Below are 13,793 nucleotides of genomic sequence, written 5' to 3'. Positions count from 1 at the left end.
GACTAGTCGAGCTTCACGCCGGCGGTCTTGATGATGTTGCCCCAGCGCTCGCTCTCCGCACGCGAGAGCTTGTAGAAGTCTTGCGGCGTGCCGGGCAGCGCCTCGAAGCCGAACTCCGCAAACAGCTTCACCACCTTCGGTGCCTTCATCGCCTTGTGCAGCTCGGTGTTGATGCGCGCCACGGCCTCGGGCGGCATGCCGGCCGGGCCGATCAGGCCGTGGAAGGCGTAGGCGTTGACGTCGCTGAAGCCGGCTTCGACGAAGGTCGGCACCTCGGGCAACGCACTGGCGCGCTGCGGCAGCGCGATGGCCAGCACGCGCACCTTGCCCGACTTGATGATCGGCAGGCCCGAGGCCAGGTCGAGCATCATCGTCGGCACCTGGCCGCCCATCACGTCGGTCATGGCGGGCGCGGCGCCCTTGTACGGCACGTGCGTGATCGTCAGGCCCGCCTTCTGCTTGAACAGCTCCATCGCCATGTGGTGCGGCGAGCCGTTGCCGGGCGAGGCGTAGCTCACCTTGTCGGGGTTGGCCTTCACGTAGCGCACGAACTCGGCCACGCTCTTCGCGGGAAAGTCGGGGTGCACGACCAGCGCCACCGGGAAGCGCCCGATGGTGCCGATGTAGGTGAAGTCGGTCGCCGGCTTGTAGGGCAGCTTGGCGAACATGTGCTCGTTGAACAGCAGCGCCGCGTTCTCGGCCTGCATGATCGTGTAGCCGTCGGGCTTGGCCTGCATCATCACCGACACGCCGATGTTGGTCGACGCGCCGGGGCGGTTGTCGATGATCAGCGGCTGGCCCAGCGACGGCTGCATGGCCTCGGCCAGCGAACGTGCGAGGTTGTCGGTGCCGCCGCCGGCCACGTAGGGCACGATCCATTTCACGGGCTGGCTGGGGTAGGCCGCCGGTTGCGCCGACGCGAAGGGGGCGGCGGCGAGCGCGAGGGTCGCGGCCAGCAGGGGAAGGAAGCGCTTCATCGTTTGTTGTCTCCGTTGCTTTGTTGAAAAGGGGGCGGCTCAGGTGCCGCGCAGGATCTGCCAGAGCTCGCGGTCGCGCTCGGCGGTCCACACGACGGGGTGCTCGATGCCGCGCAGCTCGTCGTAGGCGCGCGAGACGTCGAAGGGCAGCACGTGCTGGAACACCGGCCAGCCGCCGAAGCGCGGCGTCATGGCCGCCTCGGCGCGCGCGAAGCAGCCCTTGAGCGTCTCGCCCGCGGCGATGCCCGCGCGCACGCTGTCGAGCAGCGTGGAGAGAAAGTCCTTCGTGAGTCCGATCGCCTCGGCGCAGGCCCCTTCGCCCTGCAGCACCGCGCCGCGCCCCGGCACCAGCACGCGCGGCTGCAGCGCGCGCACCGCGTCGAGCGTGCCGGCCCAGTCGCCGATGTAGGCGTCGCCCGCGTACACGCCGCAGTGGTTCTCGACCACGTCGCCCGCAAACAGCACGCCGCTGTCGGGCAGCCAGGCCACGGTGTCGCCGCTCGAATGGCCGCGGCCCAGCGCCATGAGCCGCAACTCGCGGCCGCCGCCGAGCGGCAGCGTCATCTCGCGTTCGAAGACCGTGGTCGGGAAGGTCAGGCCCGGAATCTCTTCCACGCCCGCGAACAGGCGCGGGAAGCGGCCGACTTCCGATTCGAAGTCGGCCTGGCCGCGCGTGCGGATCCAGTCGAGCGTGCCGTTGCTGGCGACGATCTCCTGCACCTCGTCGAAGGCACTCGCGCCCATCACGCGCACCGCGTGGTAGTGCGTGAGCACGATGGTGCGGATCGGCTTGTCGGTCACGCTGCGGATCGCCGCGAGGAAGTCGCGCGCCATGCGCGGTGTGGGGCGGGTGTCGATCAGCACCACCTGCTCGTCGCCGACGACGAAGCCGCAGTTGGGATCGAAGTCGCTGATGTAGCCGTAGGCGCCCGGCGCGAGTTCCTGCAGCCGGGGCTTCTGCTCGCGGGTGTCGGAGGCGGAAGCGAAAGAGACGGTGGCGGTCATGGGATGGGTGTCGTGGTCGGGGGGATGTCGTCGCCGGCCTCGGTCGCCGCGCGGATGCACGCGAGCAGCACGGCCTGGTCGGCGCACTGGTTGGCCAGCAGCAGCACGAGGCGCGCGTTGAGGTCGGCGCTCTGCGCCTCGGTGCGGCCTTCGTGCGCGGCCAGCAGGGCGGCGTAGAAGCCGTCGGGGTCGGGGATGCGGGGCTCGGTGATCATGAGGACGAAGCGGTGAGTGCGAGCGCCGTGTGGACGACGGCGTTGATCGTGTCGGGTGTGGCCTGCGCGAGCACGGCGGCGCGGTAGGCATCGGGGCGCACGAGCACGAAGCCGCTCGCTGCACTGGGGTCGATGCCGAGGTGGCGCGCCAGCGTTTCGTCGGCCTGCAAGGTCGGCAGGCCACTGTCGCCGCCCACGGCCAGCAGGCGCAGCGGCAGTGCGGCCGTGGCATCGCTCGCGGCCTGGGCCTGCGCGCGCGTCGGCGCGAACCACAGGCCCAGGCACTGCGTGCCCTCGGCCAGCAGCTGCATCAGCGTGGTCTGGCGCCCGTCGGCCCAATGCAGCGGCAGGTTCTGCACCGTGCGCCCGCCCTCGGGCAGCAGCGGCGCGGCGGGGTAGTCGTTGGCGACCGACATGCGGCCCGTGTTGACCAGCGCGCGCGCGAAGGTGTGGCGCTTGGCCAGCGCCACCACGGCGCGGCGCAGCGTGTGCTCGGCCGGCGAGCGCGGCGCAAGAAAGCGCGCGGAGCGGCTCGTGACCGTCAGGTTCTCCTGCGCGGCCGGGCGGCGCTCGGCGTCGTAGCTGTCGAGCAGCGCATCGCCGGCCTTCCCTTGCGCGACCAGCGCGAGCTTCCAGCCGAGGTTGGCGGCGTCCTGGATGCCGGTGTTGCCGCCGCGCGCGCCGAAAGGGCTCACCACGTGCGCGGCGTCGCCGATGAAGCACACCCGGCCGTGGCGGAAGCGCTCGAGCAGGTGGTCGCGGTAGCCGTAGGGGCCGATCCACACGAACTCGAACGCCACGTCGGGCCCGAGCTGTTCGCGCAGCCGCGCGCCGGCCACCTCGGGGCGGCTGATCTCGGCCGGGTCGCAGTCCTCGGGCATCTGGTAGTCGATGCGCCACACGCCGTCGGCCATCAGGTGCTGCCACACGCCGCGGCCTTCGTTGAAGGGCGCGTCGACCCAGGTCCAGCGCTCGGTGGGCAGCGGTTTTTCGAAGCGCACGTCGCTGATGCACCAGCGGTCGGTGCTGCGCGAGGCATGCGATGCCACGCCGAGCTGCGTGCGGATCGGGCTGTTCGCGCCGGTCGCGTCGATCAGGTGGTCGGCCTCGATCGTGTAGCTGCCGGCGGGCGTCTCGATGTCGATGCGCACACCGTCGGCCAGCGGCTCGACGCGCGTCACGCGGCTCTTCCAGCGCAGGTCGGTCACGCCGAGTTCCAGGATGCGATCGACCAGGAACCACTCGATGTAGAACTGCTGCAGGTTGATGAAGGGCGGCTGCGTCGAGACGCTCGCGGCCTGCAGGTTGAAGTTGTAGACCTCCTCGTTGCCCGAGAAGGTGCGCCCGAACGACCAGATGACGCCCTTGGCCGCGATGCGCTCGCAGATGCCCAGGCGCTCGAAGATCTCCAGGCTCTTCTGCGCATAGCAGATGCCGCGCGACGAGGCGCCGCGCACGCCCACGGTGTCGTCCTCGTCGAGCAGCACGGCGCGCACGCCGCGTTGCGCGAGGTCGCAAGCCAGCGTGAGGCCCGAGGGGCCGGCGCCGACGATCACGACCGGGTGGCGCACGACGGTCGTGCCGTTCAGCTCGGGCGGCGGCGTGAAGGGCCAGACCGGCAGTTCGTAGGCCGGCGTGAATGCAAAGTTTTCCATGGCTCTTCTACAGCGCGTGCGCGAACTCGGCGATGGCGTCGGCCGCCAGCGGGATCAGCTCGGGTTGGCCCGCCATGTAGTGGTTGCCGCCGACGATGTCGACGTTGCGGATGCGCGCGCCGCCCGCGGCCATCCAGGCGTCGCGCGTGCTGGGGAAGGTCGACTGGTCGCCGGTGTAGGTCAGCAGCAGTTTCGGCACCGTGGTGCGCGCGAGGTTGGTGGGCCCGTCGGCCTGCGAGCGCGACGACCACTGCGAGAGGAACGCGGTGAGCGAGGTGGTGCGGCCCATCGCGTTGGCCGAGTAGTTCACTTGCCGCGCGTCGCCCCAGACGCTGCCGGGCAGGCGCGCGTTCGCATCGAGCGACAGGTCGACGCAGCGCGGGTCGGCGTGCGTGCGGTAGACGACGAAGGTTTGGTCGCGCGGTGCGCCCGGTGTGTTGCGCAGCAGCGCGAGGCGCTCGAGGCACCACTGCTCGATGCGGTCCATCCGCGCCTTCTGCGCCGCGCTGAAGCGCGCGAGAAAGTCGGCCTCGTAGGGCACGCGGTGGCGCGGGTCGTACATGTCGAGATCGGGGTCGACCGAGAGCGGGTCGTGCTCGTCGGTCACCGACGGGTCGATCCAGTCGCGCATGAGCCGCGTGCGGCCCAGGTGCGCGGCGCACAGCGCGAGGCCGTCCACGGGCGGCAGGTCGCTGGGGTGCAGGTGCGTCGGGTCGCCGTCGGGCAGGTGCGTGGCCGTGAGTCGTTCGGCCTGCGCCTGGTAGAAGGCCGAGAGCGCCGCGCCGCCCGAGTTGCCGACCAGGAACACCTTCTCGTAGCCGGCCGCGCGCAGGTACTGCACGCCGGCGCCCAGGTCTTGAATCGCGCGCTCCATCAGCAGCACCGTGTCGTTGCCGACGAAGCGCGAGTTCAGGCCCAGGCAGCAGATGCCGCGCTCGGCCAGCGGGCCGATGAGGTAGTGGCCCATGAAGTTGCTGGTCGGGTGCATCACGATGGCCGCGATCTTTTTCGGCCCCGGCGGCGCGCGGAAGGCGCCGTAGATGCGCGGGCGCAGCAGCTGCAGGCCCGACTGGCTGTCCATGGCCGCGCCGGGCTTCACGTCGATGACGGCAAGTTGCAGCTCAGACATGCGACGCGCCTTTCGCTGCGCGAAGCGCCGCCTTGCGCGCGGTCCATGCGTCGAGGTCCGCATGGGCATGGCGCGCGTGCGCGTCCATCTCTGCCTGCGGCACGGTCGGCGTGGTGAGTTCCACGCGGATGCCGTTGGGGTCGAAGAAGTAGATCGACTCGATGATGTGGTGATCGGTCACGCCCAGCACCTCGATGCCCGCGCCTTCGAGCCGCGCCTTGGCGGCCAGCAGGTCGGCCCCCGAGTCGACGCGCAGCGCGATGTGGTTCACCCACGAAGGCGTGTTGGGCGAGGGCAGCGCGGCGGTGTCGTCGCCCAGGTCGAAGAAGGCGATGTACGCGCCGTCGCGCATCTGGAAAAAGATGTGCACGTAGGGGCAGTACTCGCCCGTGCTCGGCACGTGGTCGTTCTTGATGACGTGGGCCAGCGGCAGGCCCAGCAGGTCTTCGTAGAAGTGGCGGGTTTCCTCGCTGTTGCGGCAGCGCCAGGCGAAGTGGTGCAGCCCGCGAATGGGTGGGGGCGCCGTGGGGGTGGCGGTCGTCGGCATGTCGTGTCTCCGTTGAGGCCGCGATTGGGCAATGCCGCGTCTTATGATGCAATCGAAATTAATTCATCGATTGATGAAATAACCGTATATATGAACCTCACCCTGCGCCAGCTGCGCGCCTTCGCCGCCGTGGCCGAAACCGGCAGCTTCACCACCGCCGCCGGGCAGCTGCACCTCACGCAGTCGGCGCTCAGCGTGCTGGTGCGCGAGCTCGAGCGCGAGATGGGCGTGCAGCTGCTCGACCGCAACACGCGGCGCGTGCAGCTGTCGGAGGCGGGGCGCGAGTTCCTGCCGTCGGTGCACCGGCTGCTCGGCGACCTCACGAGCGCGGTCGCGGGCGTGACCGATTTGCGTGACAAGAAGAAAGGGCTGTTGCGGCTCGCAGCGCCGCAGCTCATGGCCTGCACGCTGATGCCGCGCGTGATCGCCGCCTACCGCGAGGCGTACCCCGACGTGGACGTGCGCCTGGCCGACACGCTGCCCGAGCACCTGCTGCTGGGCGTGGCGGCCGGCGACGTCGAGCTGGCCGTGGGCCAGGACGTGGCGGTGGACGCCGCCGCCATCGAGCGCCGCACGCTGTTCCGCGACCGCCACTGGCTGATCTGCCCGCCCGGCCACGCCTTTGCCAAGCGCCGCAAGGTGCGCTGGCACGAGCTGGGGCCCTACACCTTCATCGCGCCCACGCGCGACTTCCGCCAGCGCGTGCTGCCCGAGCTGGGGGCCGAGGAGCGCGCCTTCCTGATGCGGCCGGGCACGCAGGAGGTGTCGTACATGACCACCGCGCTGGGCATGGTGGCCTCGGGGCTGGGGCTGACCGTGTGCCCGACCTACTCGGCGTCGCTGGTGCGCGCGCACGGGCTGCAGATGGTGCGGCTCGAGTCGCCCGACTTCCACCGCGAGGTGTGCGTGTACAGCGCGGCGCGGCGCTCGCTGTCGCCCGCGGCGGCGAGCTTCGTCGGCATCCTGGAGCAGTTCGCGACCGCGCAGCCGAAGGCCTGAAAAAGCATCACCGCCCCGCAAGAGACGCGCAGGGGCGCCAGAGGGCGAAAACTACAATGCGGGCAGTCCCGTCTTTCACCATCCTCAGACCCATGAACGTCATTCGATTCACCGACCTCTGTGCGCAAGGCAAGGCCGCCGGCCAGCGCGTCTTCATCCGTGCCGACCTCAACGTGCCGCAAGACGATGCCGGCCGCATCACCGAAGACACGCGCATCCGCGCCTCGGTGCCCTGCATCCAGCTGGCGCTCGACGCCGGCGCGGCCGTGATGGTCACCTCGCACCTGGGCCGCCCGACCGAAGGCGAGTTCAAGCCCGAAGACTCGCTGGCCCCCGTCGCCCAGCGCCTGGGCGAGCTGCTCGGCCGTGAAGTGCCGCTGGTGGCCAATTGGGTCGACGGCGTCGACGTCAAACCCGGCCAGGTCGTGCTGCTGGAGAACTGCCGCGTCAACAAGGGCGAGAAGAAGAACGACGAAGCGCTGGCCCGCAAGCTGGCCGCGCTCACCGACATCTACGTGAACGACGCCTTCGGCACCGCCCACCGCGCCGAAGCCACCACCTACGGCATCGCCCAGTTCGCCAAGGTGGCCGCGGCCGGCCCGCTGCTGGCGGCCGAGATCGACGCCATCACCAAGGCGCTGGCCCAGCCCAAGCGCCCGCTGGTCGCCATCGTGGCGGGCTCGAAGGTCAGCACCAAGCTCACCATCCTCAAGAGCCTGTCGGCCAACGTCGACCAGCTGATCGTCGGCGGCGGCATCGCCAACACCTTCATGCTGGCCGCGGGCCTGTCGATCGGCAAGTCGCTGGCCGAGCCCGACCTGCTCGACCAGGCCAAGGCCGTGATCGACGCCATGCGCGCGCGCGGCGCCGACGTGCCGATCCCGGTGGACGTGGTCACGGCCAAGACCTTCGCGGCCGACGCGCCCGCCACCGTCAAGGCCGCCACCGACGTGGCCGAGGACGACCTGATCCTGGACATCGGCCCGAAGACGGCCGCCATCCTGGCCGCGCAGCTGCGCGAAGCCGGCACCATCGTCTGGAACGGCCCCGTGGGCGTGTTCGAGTTCGACGCCTTCGCGGGCGGCACCAAGGCCATCGCGCAAGCCATTGCCGAGAGCAGCGCCTTCTCGATCGCCGGCGGCGGCGACACCCTGGCGGCCATCGCCAAGTACGGCATCGAAAAGCAGGTCGGTTACATCTCGACCGGCGGCGGTGCCTTCCTCGAGGTGCTGGAGGGCAAGACCCTGCCGGCCTTCGAGATCCTGGCCAAGCGCGCGGCCGGCTGATTCCGGCGGCGGTCCGGCCACGGGAGGGAAATCCCCCGTGGCGACTGACTTCCGTTCGACACACAAAGTGTATACAGTAGCGAATACAAAACGGAGACCCCCTTCATGAGCTCGGACCGCATCCCCCGCCACGCCACCAAGATCGTCGCCACCCTCGGCCCCGCCTCCAGCACGCCGGAATTGCTGGAACAGATGATCCTGGCCAAGGTCAGCGTGGTGCGGCTGAACTTCAGCCACGGCACGGCGCAGGACCACATCGACCGCGCCACCATGGTGCGTGAGGCGGCCCGCAAGGCCGGCCGGGAAGTGGCCATCATGGCCGACCTGCAGGGTCCGAAGATCCGCGTCGGCAAGTTCGCGCAGGGCAAGATCTGGCTCGAACCCGGCGCCAAGTTCGTGCTCGACGCCTCGCGCACCGAGCTGGGCGATGTCGACGCCGTCGGCCTCGACTACAAGGACCTGCCGCGCGACGTGAAGCCCGGCGACAAGCTGCTGCTGAACGACGGCCTGATCGTGCTCACGGTCGACGGCGTCAAGGGCGAGGCGGTGCACACCACCGTCAAACTGGGCGGCGAGCTGTCGAACAACAAGGGCATCAACAAGCAGGGCGGCGGCCTCACGGCGCCCGCGTTGACGGCCAAGGACATGGAAGACATCAAGACCGCGATGAGCTTCCAGGCCGACTATGTGGCCGTGAGCTTCCCCAAGAACGCCACCGACATGGAAATGGCGCGCCAGCTGTGCAACGTGGCGGCCGCCGAGTACGGCCACAAGCCCGGCATGATCGCCAAGATCGAACGCGCCGAAGCCATTCCGAAGCTGGAAGAAATCCTGCGCGCCAGCGACGGCATCATGGTCGCCCGCGGCGACCTGGCTGTTGAAGTGGGCAACGCCGCCGTGCCGGCGCTGCAGAAAAAGATGATCCGCATGGCGCGCGACATGGACAAGGTGGTCATCACCGCGACCCAGATGATGGAGTCGATGATCACCAACCCCGTGCCCACCCGCGCCGAGGTGAGCGACGTGGCCAACGCCGTGCTCGACGGCACCGACGCCGTGATGCTCTCGGCCGAAACCGCCTCGGGCCGCTACCCGCTCGAGACCGTGCAGGAGATGAGCCGCATCTGCGAAGCCGCCGAGGCCGCCGAAGACAAGACGCTCGACGCCGACTTCAGCGGCAAGACCTACAGCCGCATCGACCAGTCGATCGCCATGGGCGCGCTGTTCACGGCGCACCACCTGGGCGCCAAGGCCATCGTGGCGCTGACCGAGTCGGGCTCCACCATCCTGTGGATGAGCCGCCACCGCGCGCACATTCCCATGTACGCGCTGACCTCACGCCTGGCCACGCAGCGCAAGCTGGCGCTGTACCGCAACGTGCGCCCGTTGCTCATGGATTCGGAAAGCGACCGCGACACCGCGCTGCGCCAAGCCGAGAGCCACCTGAAGAAGCGCGGCATCGTGCAAAGCGGCGACGTGTACGCCATCACCTGCGGTGAGCCGATGGGCGCGCCGGGCGGCACCAACATGCTGAAGATCTGCAGGGCGAGCTGAGTTCGTTCGCCACAAGACAAAGGCCGGCACATGCCGGCCTTTTTCATTGCGCCGTCTGGTTCAGCCGTTGCGGAACAGGAAGCTGTAGGCGTTGAGGGCCGGCACGCCGCCCAGGTGGGCGTAGAGCACCTTCGAGCCGGCCGGGAATTCACCCAGCCGCACCTTCTCGATCATCCCGTGCATCGACTTGCCCTCGTACACCGGGTCGGTCAGCATGCCCTCGAAGCGCGCGCTCAAACGGATCGCCTCCAGCGTGCCCTCGTTCGGCAGCCCGTACTCGGGCCCGCCGAAGCGGCGGTCGAGCACCACGTCCTTCTCGGTGATGTCGCGGCCCAGCTCGACCAGCTCGGCCGTGTTTTTGGCGATGCGCAGGATCTGCTCGTAGGTCTGCTGCGGCTTGGCCGAGGCGTCGATGCCGATCACGCGGTCCGCGCGCCCGTCGGCCGCGAAGCCCACCACCATGCCGGCCTGCGTGCTGCCCGTGACCGAGCAGACCACGATGTAGTCGAACTTGAATCCGAGCTCGGCCTCCTGCTGGCGCACTTCCTCGGCAAAGCCCACGAAGCCCAGGCCGCCGCGCGGGTGCTCCGAGCAGCCCGCCGGGATCGGGAAGGGCTTGCCGCCGGCCGCGCGCACGTCGGCCATGGCCTGTTCCCAGCTCTGGCGGATGCCGATGTCGAAGCCCGCCGCGTCCAGCCGCACGTCGGCGCCGAGGATGCGCGACATCTCGATGTTGCCGACCCGGTCGTACACCGCGTCGGAGTAGTTGACCCAGTTCTCCTGCACCAGCACGCACTTCAGGCCCAGGTGCGCGGCCACGGCCGCCACCTGGCGCGTCTGGTTCGACTGGATGCCGCCGATCGACACCAGCGTGTCGTAGCCGCCTTCGAGCGCCTCGGGAATCAGGTACTCCAGCTTGCGCGTCTTGTTGCCGCCGAAGGCCAGGCCGCTGTTGCAGTCCTCGCGCTTGGCGTAGAGATCGACCTTGCCGCCCAGGTGGGCGCTCAGGCGCTTCAGCGGCTGGATCGGCGTGGGGCCGAAGGTCAGGGCGTGGCGGGGGAATTTCTTCAGGTTCATCGACGCAGCTCCAAAAGCGGTGAGGGTTGAAGCTGTCGATCGTAGGAAGAAGGCTTTGCAATGTGCTTGCGAAGTTGGCTGGCTTCGTCGCTAAAAAGAAGGCAGGATCGCCATACAGAAGGCTTTTCATCCGGAAAGGAAGCCATGAGCACAACAAAGTTGCGTGCCCCGACGGAGCTCGACCGCACCGACCGCGCCATCCTGCGCGCCCTGCAGCGCGACGCCTCGGTGTCGAACGTGGCGCTGGCCGCCAAGGTGAACCTCAGCGCGCCGGCCTGCCTGCGGCGGGTCGAGCGGCTTCGGGCCGCGGGCTTCATCAAGGGCGTGGTCGCCCTGCTGGACCCCGACGCGCTCGAGGTCGGCATGCTCGTGATGATCGGCGTGGTGCTCGACCGCTCCACGCCCGACTCTTTTGCCGATTTCGAGAAGGCGGCGCAGAAGGTGTCGGGCTGCCTCGAATGCCACGTCGTCACGGGCGAATTCGACTACTTCATGCTCGTGCGCACCCGCGACAACGACAGCTTCAACCGCCTGCATGCCGAGCAGCTGCTGTACCTGCCGGGCGTGCGGCAGATCCGGACCTTCGTGGTGCTCAAGCAGGTGCTGTCGACCACGCAGTTGCCGATCTGAAAAAGTTGAAAAAGAGCTGCGCGCCAGTACCCGTGGCGCCCGGGGTGGCGTCGGCCCTGTCCCACAAGGGGGCTCGGTAGAATCGGGGTAGTTTTCTCCCGACTTTCCGCCTTCTCTTTTTCCCGTCTTTTTCTATTCCCACGAGGTATTTCCCATGGCACTCGTCTCGATGCGCGAACTGCTGGACCACGCCGCCGCCAACGGCTACGGCATTCCGGCCTTCAACGTCAACAACCTCGAACAGGTCCAGGCCGTCATGGAGGCCGCCAAGGAAACCGGCGCGCCCGTCATCCTGCAGGCCAGCGCCGGCGCCCGCAAATACGCGGGTGAAGCCTTCATCAAGCACCTGATCCAGGCCGCCATCGAGCAGTACCCGAACATCCCGCTGGTGATGCACCAGGACCACGGCCAGAGCCCGGCCATCTGCCAGGGCGCGATCGACCTGGGCTTCTCGTCCGTGATGATGGACGGCTCGCTGCACGAAGACGGCAAGACGCCCGCCTCGTTCGACTACAACGTCGACGTGACCCGCAAGGTGGTCGAGCTGGCCCACAAGGTCGGCGTCACGGTCGAAGGCGAGCTGGGCTGCCTGGGCTCGCTCGAAACCGGCATGGCCGGTGAAGAAGACGGCATCGGCGCCGAAGGCGTGCTCGACCACGCGTCGCTGCTCACCGACCCCGAAGAAGCCGCCCAGTTCGTGAAGGCCACGCAGCTGGACGCACTGGCCATCGCCATCGGCACCAGCCACGGCGCCTACAAGTTCACGCGCAAGCCCACGGGCGACATCCTGTCGATCCAGCGCGTGAAGGAAATCCACGCCCGCCTGCCCAACACCCACCTGGTGATGCACGGCTCGTCGTCGGTGCCGCAAGACCTGCTGGAAATCATCCGCAAATACGGCGGCAACATGAAGGAAACCTACGGTGTGCCCGTCGAGGAAATCCAGGAAGCCATCAAGTACGGCGTGCGCAAGATCAACATCGACACCGACATCCGCCTGGCGATGACCGGCGCGGTGCGCAAGTTCCTGGCCGAGAACCCCGAGAAGTTCGACGCCCGCGAGTGGCTCAAGCCCGCGCGCGAAGCCGCCAAGCAGATCTGCAAGCAGCGCTACATCGAGTTCGGCTGCGAAGGCCAGGGCGCCAAGATCAAGGGCGACACGCTGCAGGTCGTTGCCGCCAAGTACGCCAAGGGCGACCTGGCGCAGCAAGTCATCTAACGAAGACAGACTGCGCGCCGCAGGCCACCGCTCGCGGTGGCTTTTTTCTGCGCGCACAATCCGCTTTTCCCGTCACCGTTTCCCAGCCGAGCATCCGTCCATGACCACCGTTCACACCTCTTCCATCCAGAGCCTGCCCCTGCTTGCGCGCGGCAAGGTGCGCGACAACTACGCCGTCGGCGAAGACCGCATCCTGATGGTCGCGAGCGACCGGCTCAGCGCCTTCGACGTGATCATGGGCGAGCCCATCCCGGGCAAGGGCGAGATCCTCACGAAGATGGCGCTGTGGTGGTTCGACCGCCTGGGCGCGCTGTGCCCCAACCACCTGACGGGCGAAGCGCCCGAGAGCGTGGTGCAGCCCGACGAGGTGGCGCAGGTCACGGGCCGATCGATGCTGGTCAAGCGCCTGCGTCCGATCCCCGTCGAGGCCGTGGTGCGCGGCTACCTGGCCGGCAGCGGCTGGAAGGAGTACCAGGACAACCGCGCCGTCTGCGGCGTGCCGCTGCCCGAGGGCCTGACCAACGCCAGCAAGCTGCCGCGCCCGATCTTCACGCCCGCCGCCAAGGCCGCGGCCGGCGAGCACGACGAGAACATCAGCTACGAGCGCGTGGTCGAGGTCGTCGGCCCCAAGCTGGCCCAGCAGATCCGCGAGGTCAGCATCGCCATCTACGAGGCGGCGGCCCAGATCGCGCTCGCCAAGGGGATGATCATTGCCGACACCAAGTTCGAGTTCGGCCTGGACGAGAACGACACGCTGGTGCTGATGGACGAAGTGCTCACGCCCGACAGCTCGCGCTACTGGCCGGTCGAGGGCTACGAGGCCGCGCTGGCCGCCGGCACCAACCCGCCGAGCTACGACAAGCAGTTCGTGCGCGACTGGCTCGAAGCCACCAAGATCAACGGCAAGCCCTGGGACAAGACGCCCCCGGCGCCGCGCCTGCCGGCCGAAGTCATCGAGAAGACGGCCGCCAAGTACCGCGAGGCGCTGGACCGCCTCACCCACGGCTGATCTGTTTTTTCCTAGCGGTTGCCGCTGCTGAGCAGCGCGACCGTGCGGCCGCTGCCATCGAGCAGCGCGAGCCGCCCCGGCGCCAGCCGGTAGCTGGCCGTGTTCTGCAGCGCCGACAGGAACTGCGCCTCGTTGGCGCCGCGCACCGGGTCGGCGCAGGCCATGCGCGTCGCGGCCATCTGGCCGAGCTTGAGCGACACGCCCGCGCGCGTGAACGATCCCGTGACGCGGTTGCAGCCGCCCGACCCACTCACCCGTCCGCTGTTGCGATCGAACTGCAGCTGCGCATCGCCGCCCGGCGCGATGGGCTCGTCGCCCAGCTGCACCAGGCGCCACACCGGCCCTTCGATCGGCTCGTCAAGGCTGATGCCGCTGCCGCAACCGGTCAGGGCGGTCAGCAGCAGCGCGGCCGAGGCAATGGCGGGGAGCGCGGTACGGCGGGCGAAGGAACGCATGGCCAATTTTCCTTTTCAATCTGCAACAAGTTAAAA

The 13,793-nt window shown here is 68.8% G+C and carries 14 protein-coding genes; 6 read left to right on the top strand and 8 right to left on the bottom strand.

Annotated features, from left to right (window positions below; genetic code table 11):
- Positions 1 to 2 precede the first annotated feature (2 nt).
- From ACAM42_RS32685 to ACAM42_RS32660, 6 genes are read right to left on the bottom strand one after another with little or no spacing between them, the layout of a single operon-like run.
- On the bottom strand, positions 3 to 977 hold the full coding sequence (locus ACAM42_RS32685; protein WP_369630622.1) for a Bug family tripartite tricarboxylate transporter substrate binding protein: 975 nt from the start codon (positions 975 to 977) through the stop codon (positions 3 to 5).
- A gap of 39 nt (positions 978 to 1,016) precedes the next feature.
- Positions 1,017 to 1,982, bottom strand: a complete 966-nt coding sequence (locus tag ACAM42_RS32680; RefSeq protein ID WP_369630621.1) for an MBL fold metallo-hydrolase — start codon at positions 1,980 to 1,982, stop codon at positions 1,017 to 1,019.
- Positions 1,979 to 2,197 carry a DUF2783 domain-containing protein gene (locus ACAM42_RS32675; RefSeq protein WP_369630620.1) on the bottom strand — a complete coding sequence of 73 codons (219 nt, stop codon included), beginning with the start codon at positions 2,195 to 2,197 and terminating at the stop codon, positions 1,979 to 1,981. The genes ACAM42_RS32680 and ACAM42_RS32675 overlap by 4 nt, the downstream gene beginning before the upstream one ends.
- Complete coding sequence (locus tag ACAM42_RS32670; protein ID WP_369630619.1) at positions 2,194 to 3,852, bottom strand: FAD-dependent oxidoreductase; 1,659 nt, start codon at positions 3,850 to 3,852, stop codon at positions 2,194 to 2,196. Before ACAM42_RS32670 ends, ACAM42_RS32675 begins: the two co-directional genes overlap by 4 nt.
- 7 nt (positions 3,853 to 3,859) lie before the next feature.
- Positions 3,860 to 4,981 carry an alpha/beta hydrolase family protein gene (locus tag ACAM42_RS32665; protein WP_369630618.1) on the bottom strand — a complete coding sequence of 374 codons (1,122 nt, stop codon included), beginning with the start codon at positions 4,979 to 4,981 and terminating at the stop codon, positions 3,860 to 3,862.
- Positions 4,974 to 5,528: a VOC family protein gene (locus ACAM42_RS32660; RefSeq protein ID WP_369630617.1), complete on the bottom strand. Its 555-nt coding sequence runs from the start codon at positions 5,526 to 5,528 to the stop codon at positions 4,974 to 4,976. Before ACAM42_RS32660 ends, ACAM42_RS32665 begins: the two co-directional genes overlap by 8 nt.
- A gap of 90 nt (positions 5,529 to 5,618) precedes the next feature.
- Here ACAM42_RS32660 and ACAM42_RS32655 point away from each other — a divergent pair, with 90 nt between their 5' ends.
- The 3 genes from ACAM42_RS32655 (at position 5,619) to pyk (ending at position 9,367) form a co-directional block, all read left to right on the top strand.
- A complete protein-coding gene (locus ACAM42_RS32655; RefSeq protein ID WP_062478283.1) occupies positions 5,619 to 6,527 on the top strand; it encodes a LysR family transcriptional regulator in 909 nt (302 codons plus the stop codon).
- Positions 6,528 to 6,619: 92 nt separating this feature from the next.
- Positions 6,620 to 7,813, top strand: coding sequence for a phosphoglycerate kinase (locus ACAM42_RS32650; RefSeq protein WP_139700730.1), 1,194 nt, complete (start codon positions 6,620 to 6,622; stop codon positions 7,811 to 7,813).
- Between the two features lie 105 nt (positions 7,814 to 7,918).
- Complete coding sequence (gene pyk, locus ACAM42_RS32645) at positions 7,919 to 9,367, top strand: pyruvate kinase (RefSeq protein WP_062478290.1); 1,449 nt, start codon at positions 7,919 to 7,921, stop codon at positions 9,365 to 9,367.
- 60 nt (positions 9,368 to 9,427) lie between these two features.
- Here the strand turns inward: pyk and ACAM42_RS32640 are convergent, their stop codons facing one another.
- Positions 9,428 to 10,444: a 1-aminocyclopropane-1-carboxylate deaminase gene (locus tag ACAM42_RS32640; protein WP_062478293.1), complete on the bottom strand. Its 1,017-nt coding sequence runs from the start codon at positions 10,442 to 10,444 to the stop codon at positions 9,428 to 9,430.
- Positions 10,445 to 10,588: 144 nt separating this feature from the next.
- On the opposite strand from ACAM42_RS32640, the gene ACAM42_RS32635 reads away from it, so the two are divergent.
- The 3 genes from ACAM42_RS32635 to ACAM42_RS32625 all read left to right on the top strand — a co-directional run bounded on the left by ACAM42_RS32635 (position 10,589) and on the right by ACAM42_RS32625 (position 13,302).
- On the top strand, positions 10,589 to 11,074 hold the full coding sequence (locus ACAM42_RS32635; protein ID WP_070063218.1) for an Lrp/AsnC family transcriptional regulator: 486 nt from the start codon (positions 10,589 to 10,591) through the stop codon (positions 11,072 to 11,074).
- Positions 11,075 to 11,228: 154 nt separating this feature from the next.
- Positions 11,229 to 12,293, top strand: coding sequence for a class II fructose-bisphosphate aldolase (gene fba / locus ACAM42_RS32630; RefSeq protein WP_062478296.1), 1,065 nt, complete (start codon positions 11,229 to 11,231; stop codon positions 12,291 to 12,293).
- A gap of 100 nt (positions 12,294 to 12,393) precedes the next feature.
- Complete coding sequence (locus ACAM42_RS32625; protein WP_062478299.1) at positions 12,394 to 13,302, top strand: phosphoribosylaminoimidazolesuccinocarboxamide synthase; 909 nt, start codon at positions 12,394 to 12,396, stop codon at positions 13,300 to 13,302.
- Positions 13,303 to 13,313: 11 nt separating this feature from the next.
- On the opposite strand, the gene ACAM42_RS32620 is transcribed toward ACAM42_RS32625, so the two are convergent.
- On the bottom strand, positions 13,314 to 13,757 hold the full coding sequence (locus ACAM42_RS32620; RefSeq protein ID WP_159274102.1) for an META domain-containing protein: 444 nt from the start codon (positions 13,755 to 13,757) through the stop codon (positions 13,314 to 13,316).
- Positions 13,758 to 13,793 lie beyond the last annotated feature (36 nt).

This window comes from Variovorax sp. V35 (assembly GCF_041154465.1).
GTDB lineage: Bacteria > Pseudomonadota > Gammaproteobacteria > Burkholderiales > Burkholderiaceae_C > Variovorax > Variovorax boronicumulans.
This window is presented reverse-complemented; position numbering and strand designations above follow the sequence as displayed.

Bases quoted from the DNA above. Each gene is read 5' to 3' on its own strand.
- ACAM42_RS32675 (WP_369630620.1), bottom strand. From the start codon at position 2,197: ATGATCACCGAGCCCCGCATCCCCGACCCCGACGGCTTCTACGCCGCC.
- ACAM42_RS32650 (WP_139700730.1), top strand. From the start codon at position 6,620: ATGAACGTCATTCGATTCACCGACCTCTGTGCGCAAGGCAAGGCCGCC.
- pyk (WP_062478290.1), top strand. From the start codon at position 7,919: ATGAGCTCGGACCGCATCCCCCGCCACGCCACCAAGATCGTCGCCACC.
- ACAM42_RS32625 (WP_062478299.1), top strand. From the start codon at position 12,394: ATGACCACCGTTCACACCTCTTCCATCCAGAGCCTGCCCCTGCTTGCG.
- ACAM42_RS32685 (WP_369630622.1), bottom strand. From the start codon at position 977: ATGAAGCGCTTCCTTCCCCTGCTGGCCGCGACCCTCGCGCTCGCCGCC.
- ACAM42_RS32670 (WP_369630619.1), bottom strand. From the start codon at position 3,852: ATGGAAAACTTTGCATTCACGCCGGCCTACGAACTGCCGGTCTGGCCC.
- ACAM42_RS32635 (WP_070063218.1), top strand. From the start codon at position 10,589: ATGAGCACAACAAAGTTGCGTGCCCCGACGGAGCTCGACCGCACCGAC.
- ACAM42_RS32660 (WP_369630617.1), bottom strand. From the start codon at position 5,528: ATGCCGACGACCGCCACCCCCACGGCGCCCCCACCCATTCGCGGGCTG.
- fba (WP_062478296.1), top strand. From the start codon at position 11,229: ATGGCACTCGTCTCGATGCGCGAACTGCTGGACCACGCCGCCGCCAAC.
- ACAM42_RS32640 (WP_062478293.1), bottom strand. From the start codon at position 10,444: ATGAACCTGAAGAAATTCCCCCGCCACGCCCTGACCTTCGGCCCCACG.
- ACAM42_RS32665 (WP_369630618.1), bottom strand. From the start codon at position 4,981: ATGTCTGAGCTGCAACTTGCCGTCATCGACGTGAAGCCCGGCGCGGCC.
- ACAM42_RS32620 (WP_159274102.1), bottom strand. From the start codon at position 13,757: ATGCGTTCCTTCGCCCGCCGTACCGCGCTCCCCGCCATTGCCTCGGCC.
- ACAM42_RS32655 (WP_062478283.1), top strand. From the start codon at position 5,619: ATGAACCTCACCCTGCGCCAGCTGCGCGCCTTCGCCGCCGTGGCCGAA.
- ACAM42_RS32680 (WP_369630621.1), bottom strand. From the start codon at position 1,982: ATGACCGCCACCGTCTCTTTCGCTTCCGCCTCCGACACCCGCGAGCAG.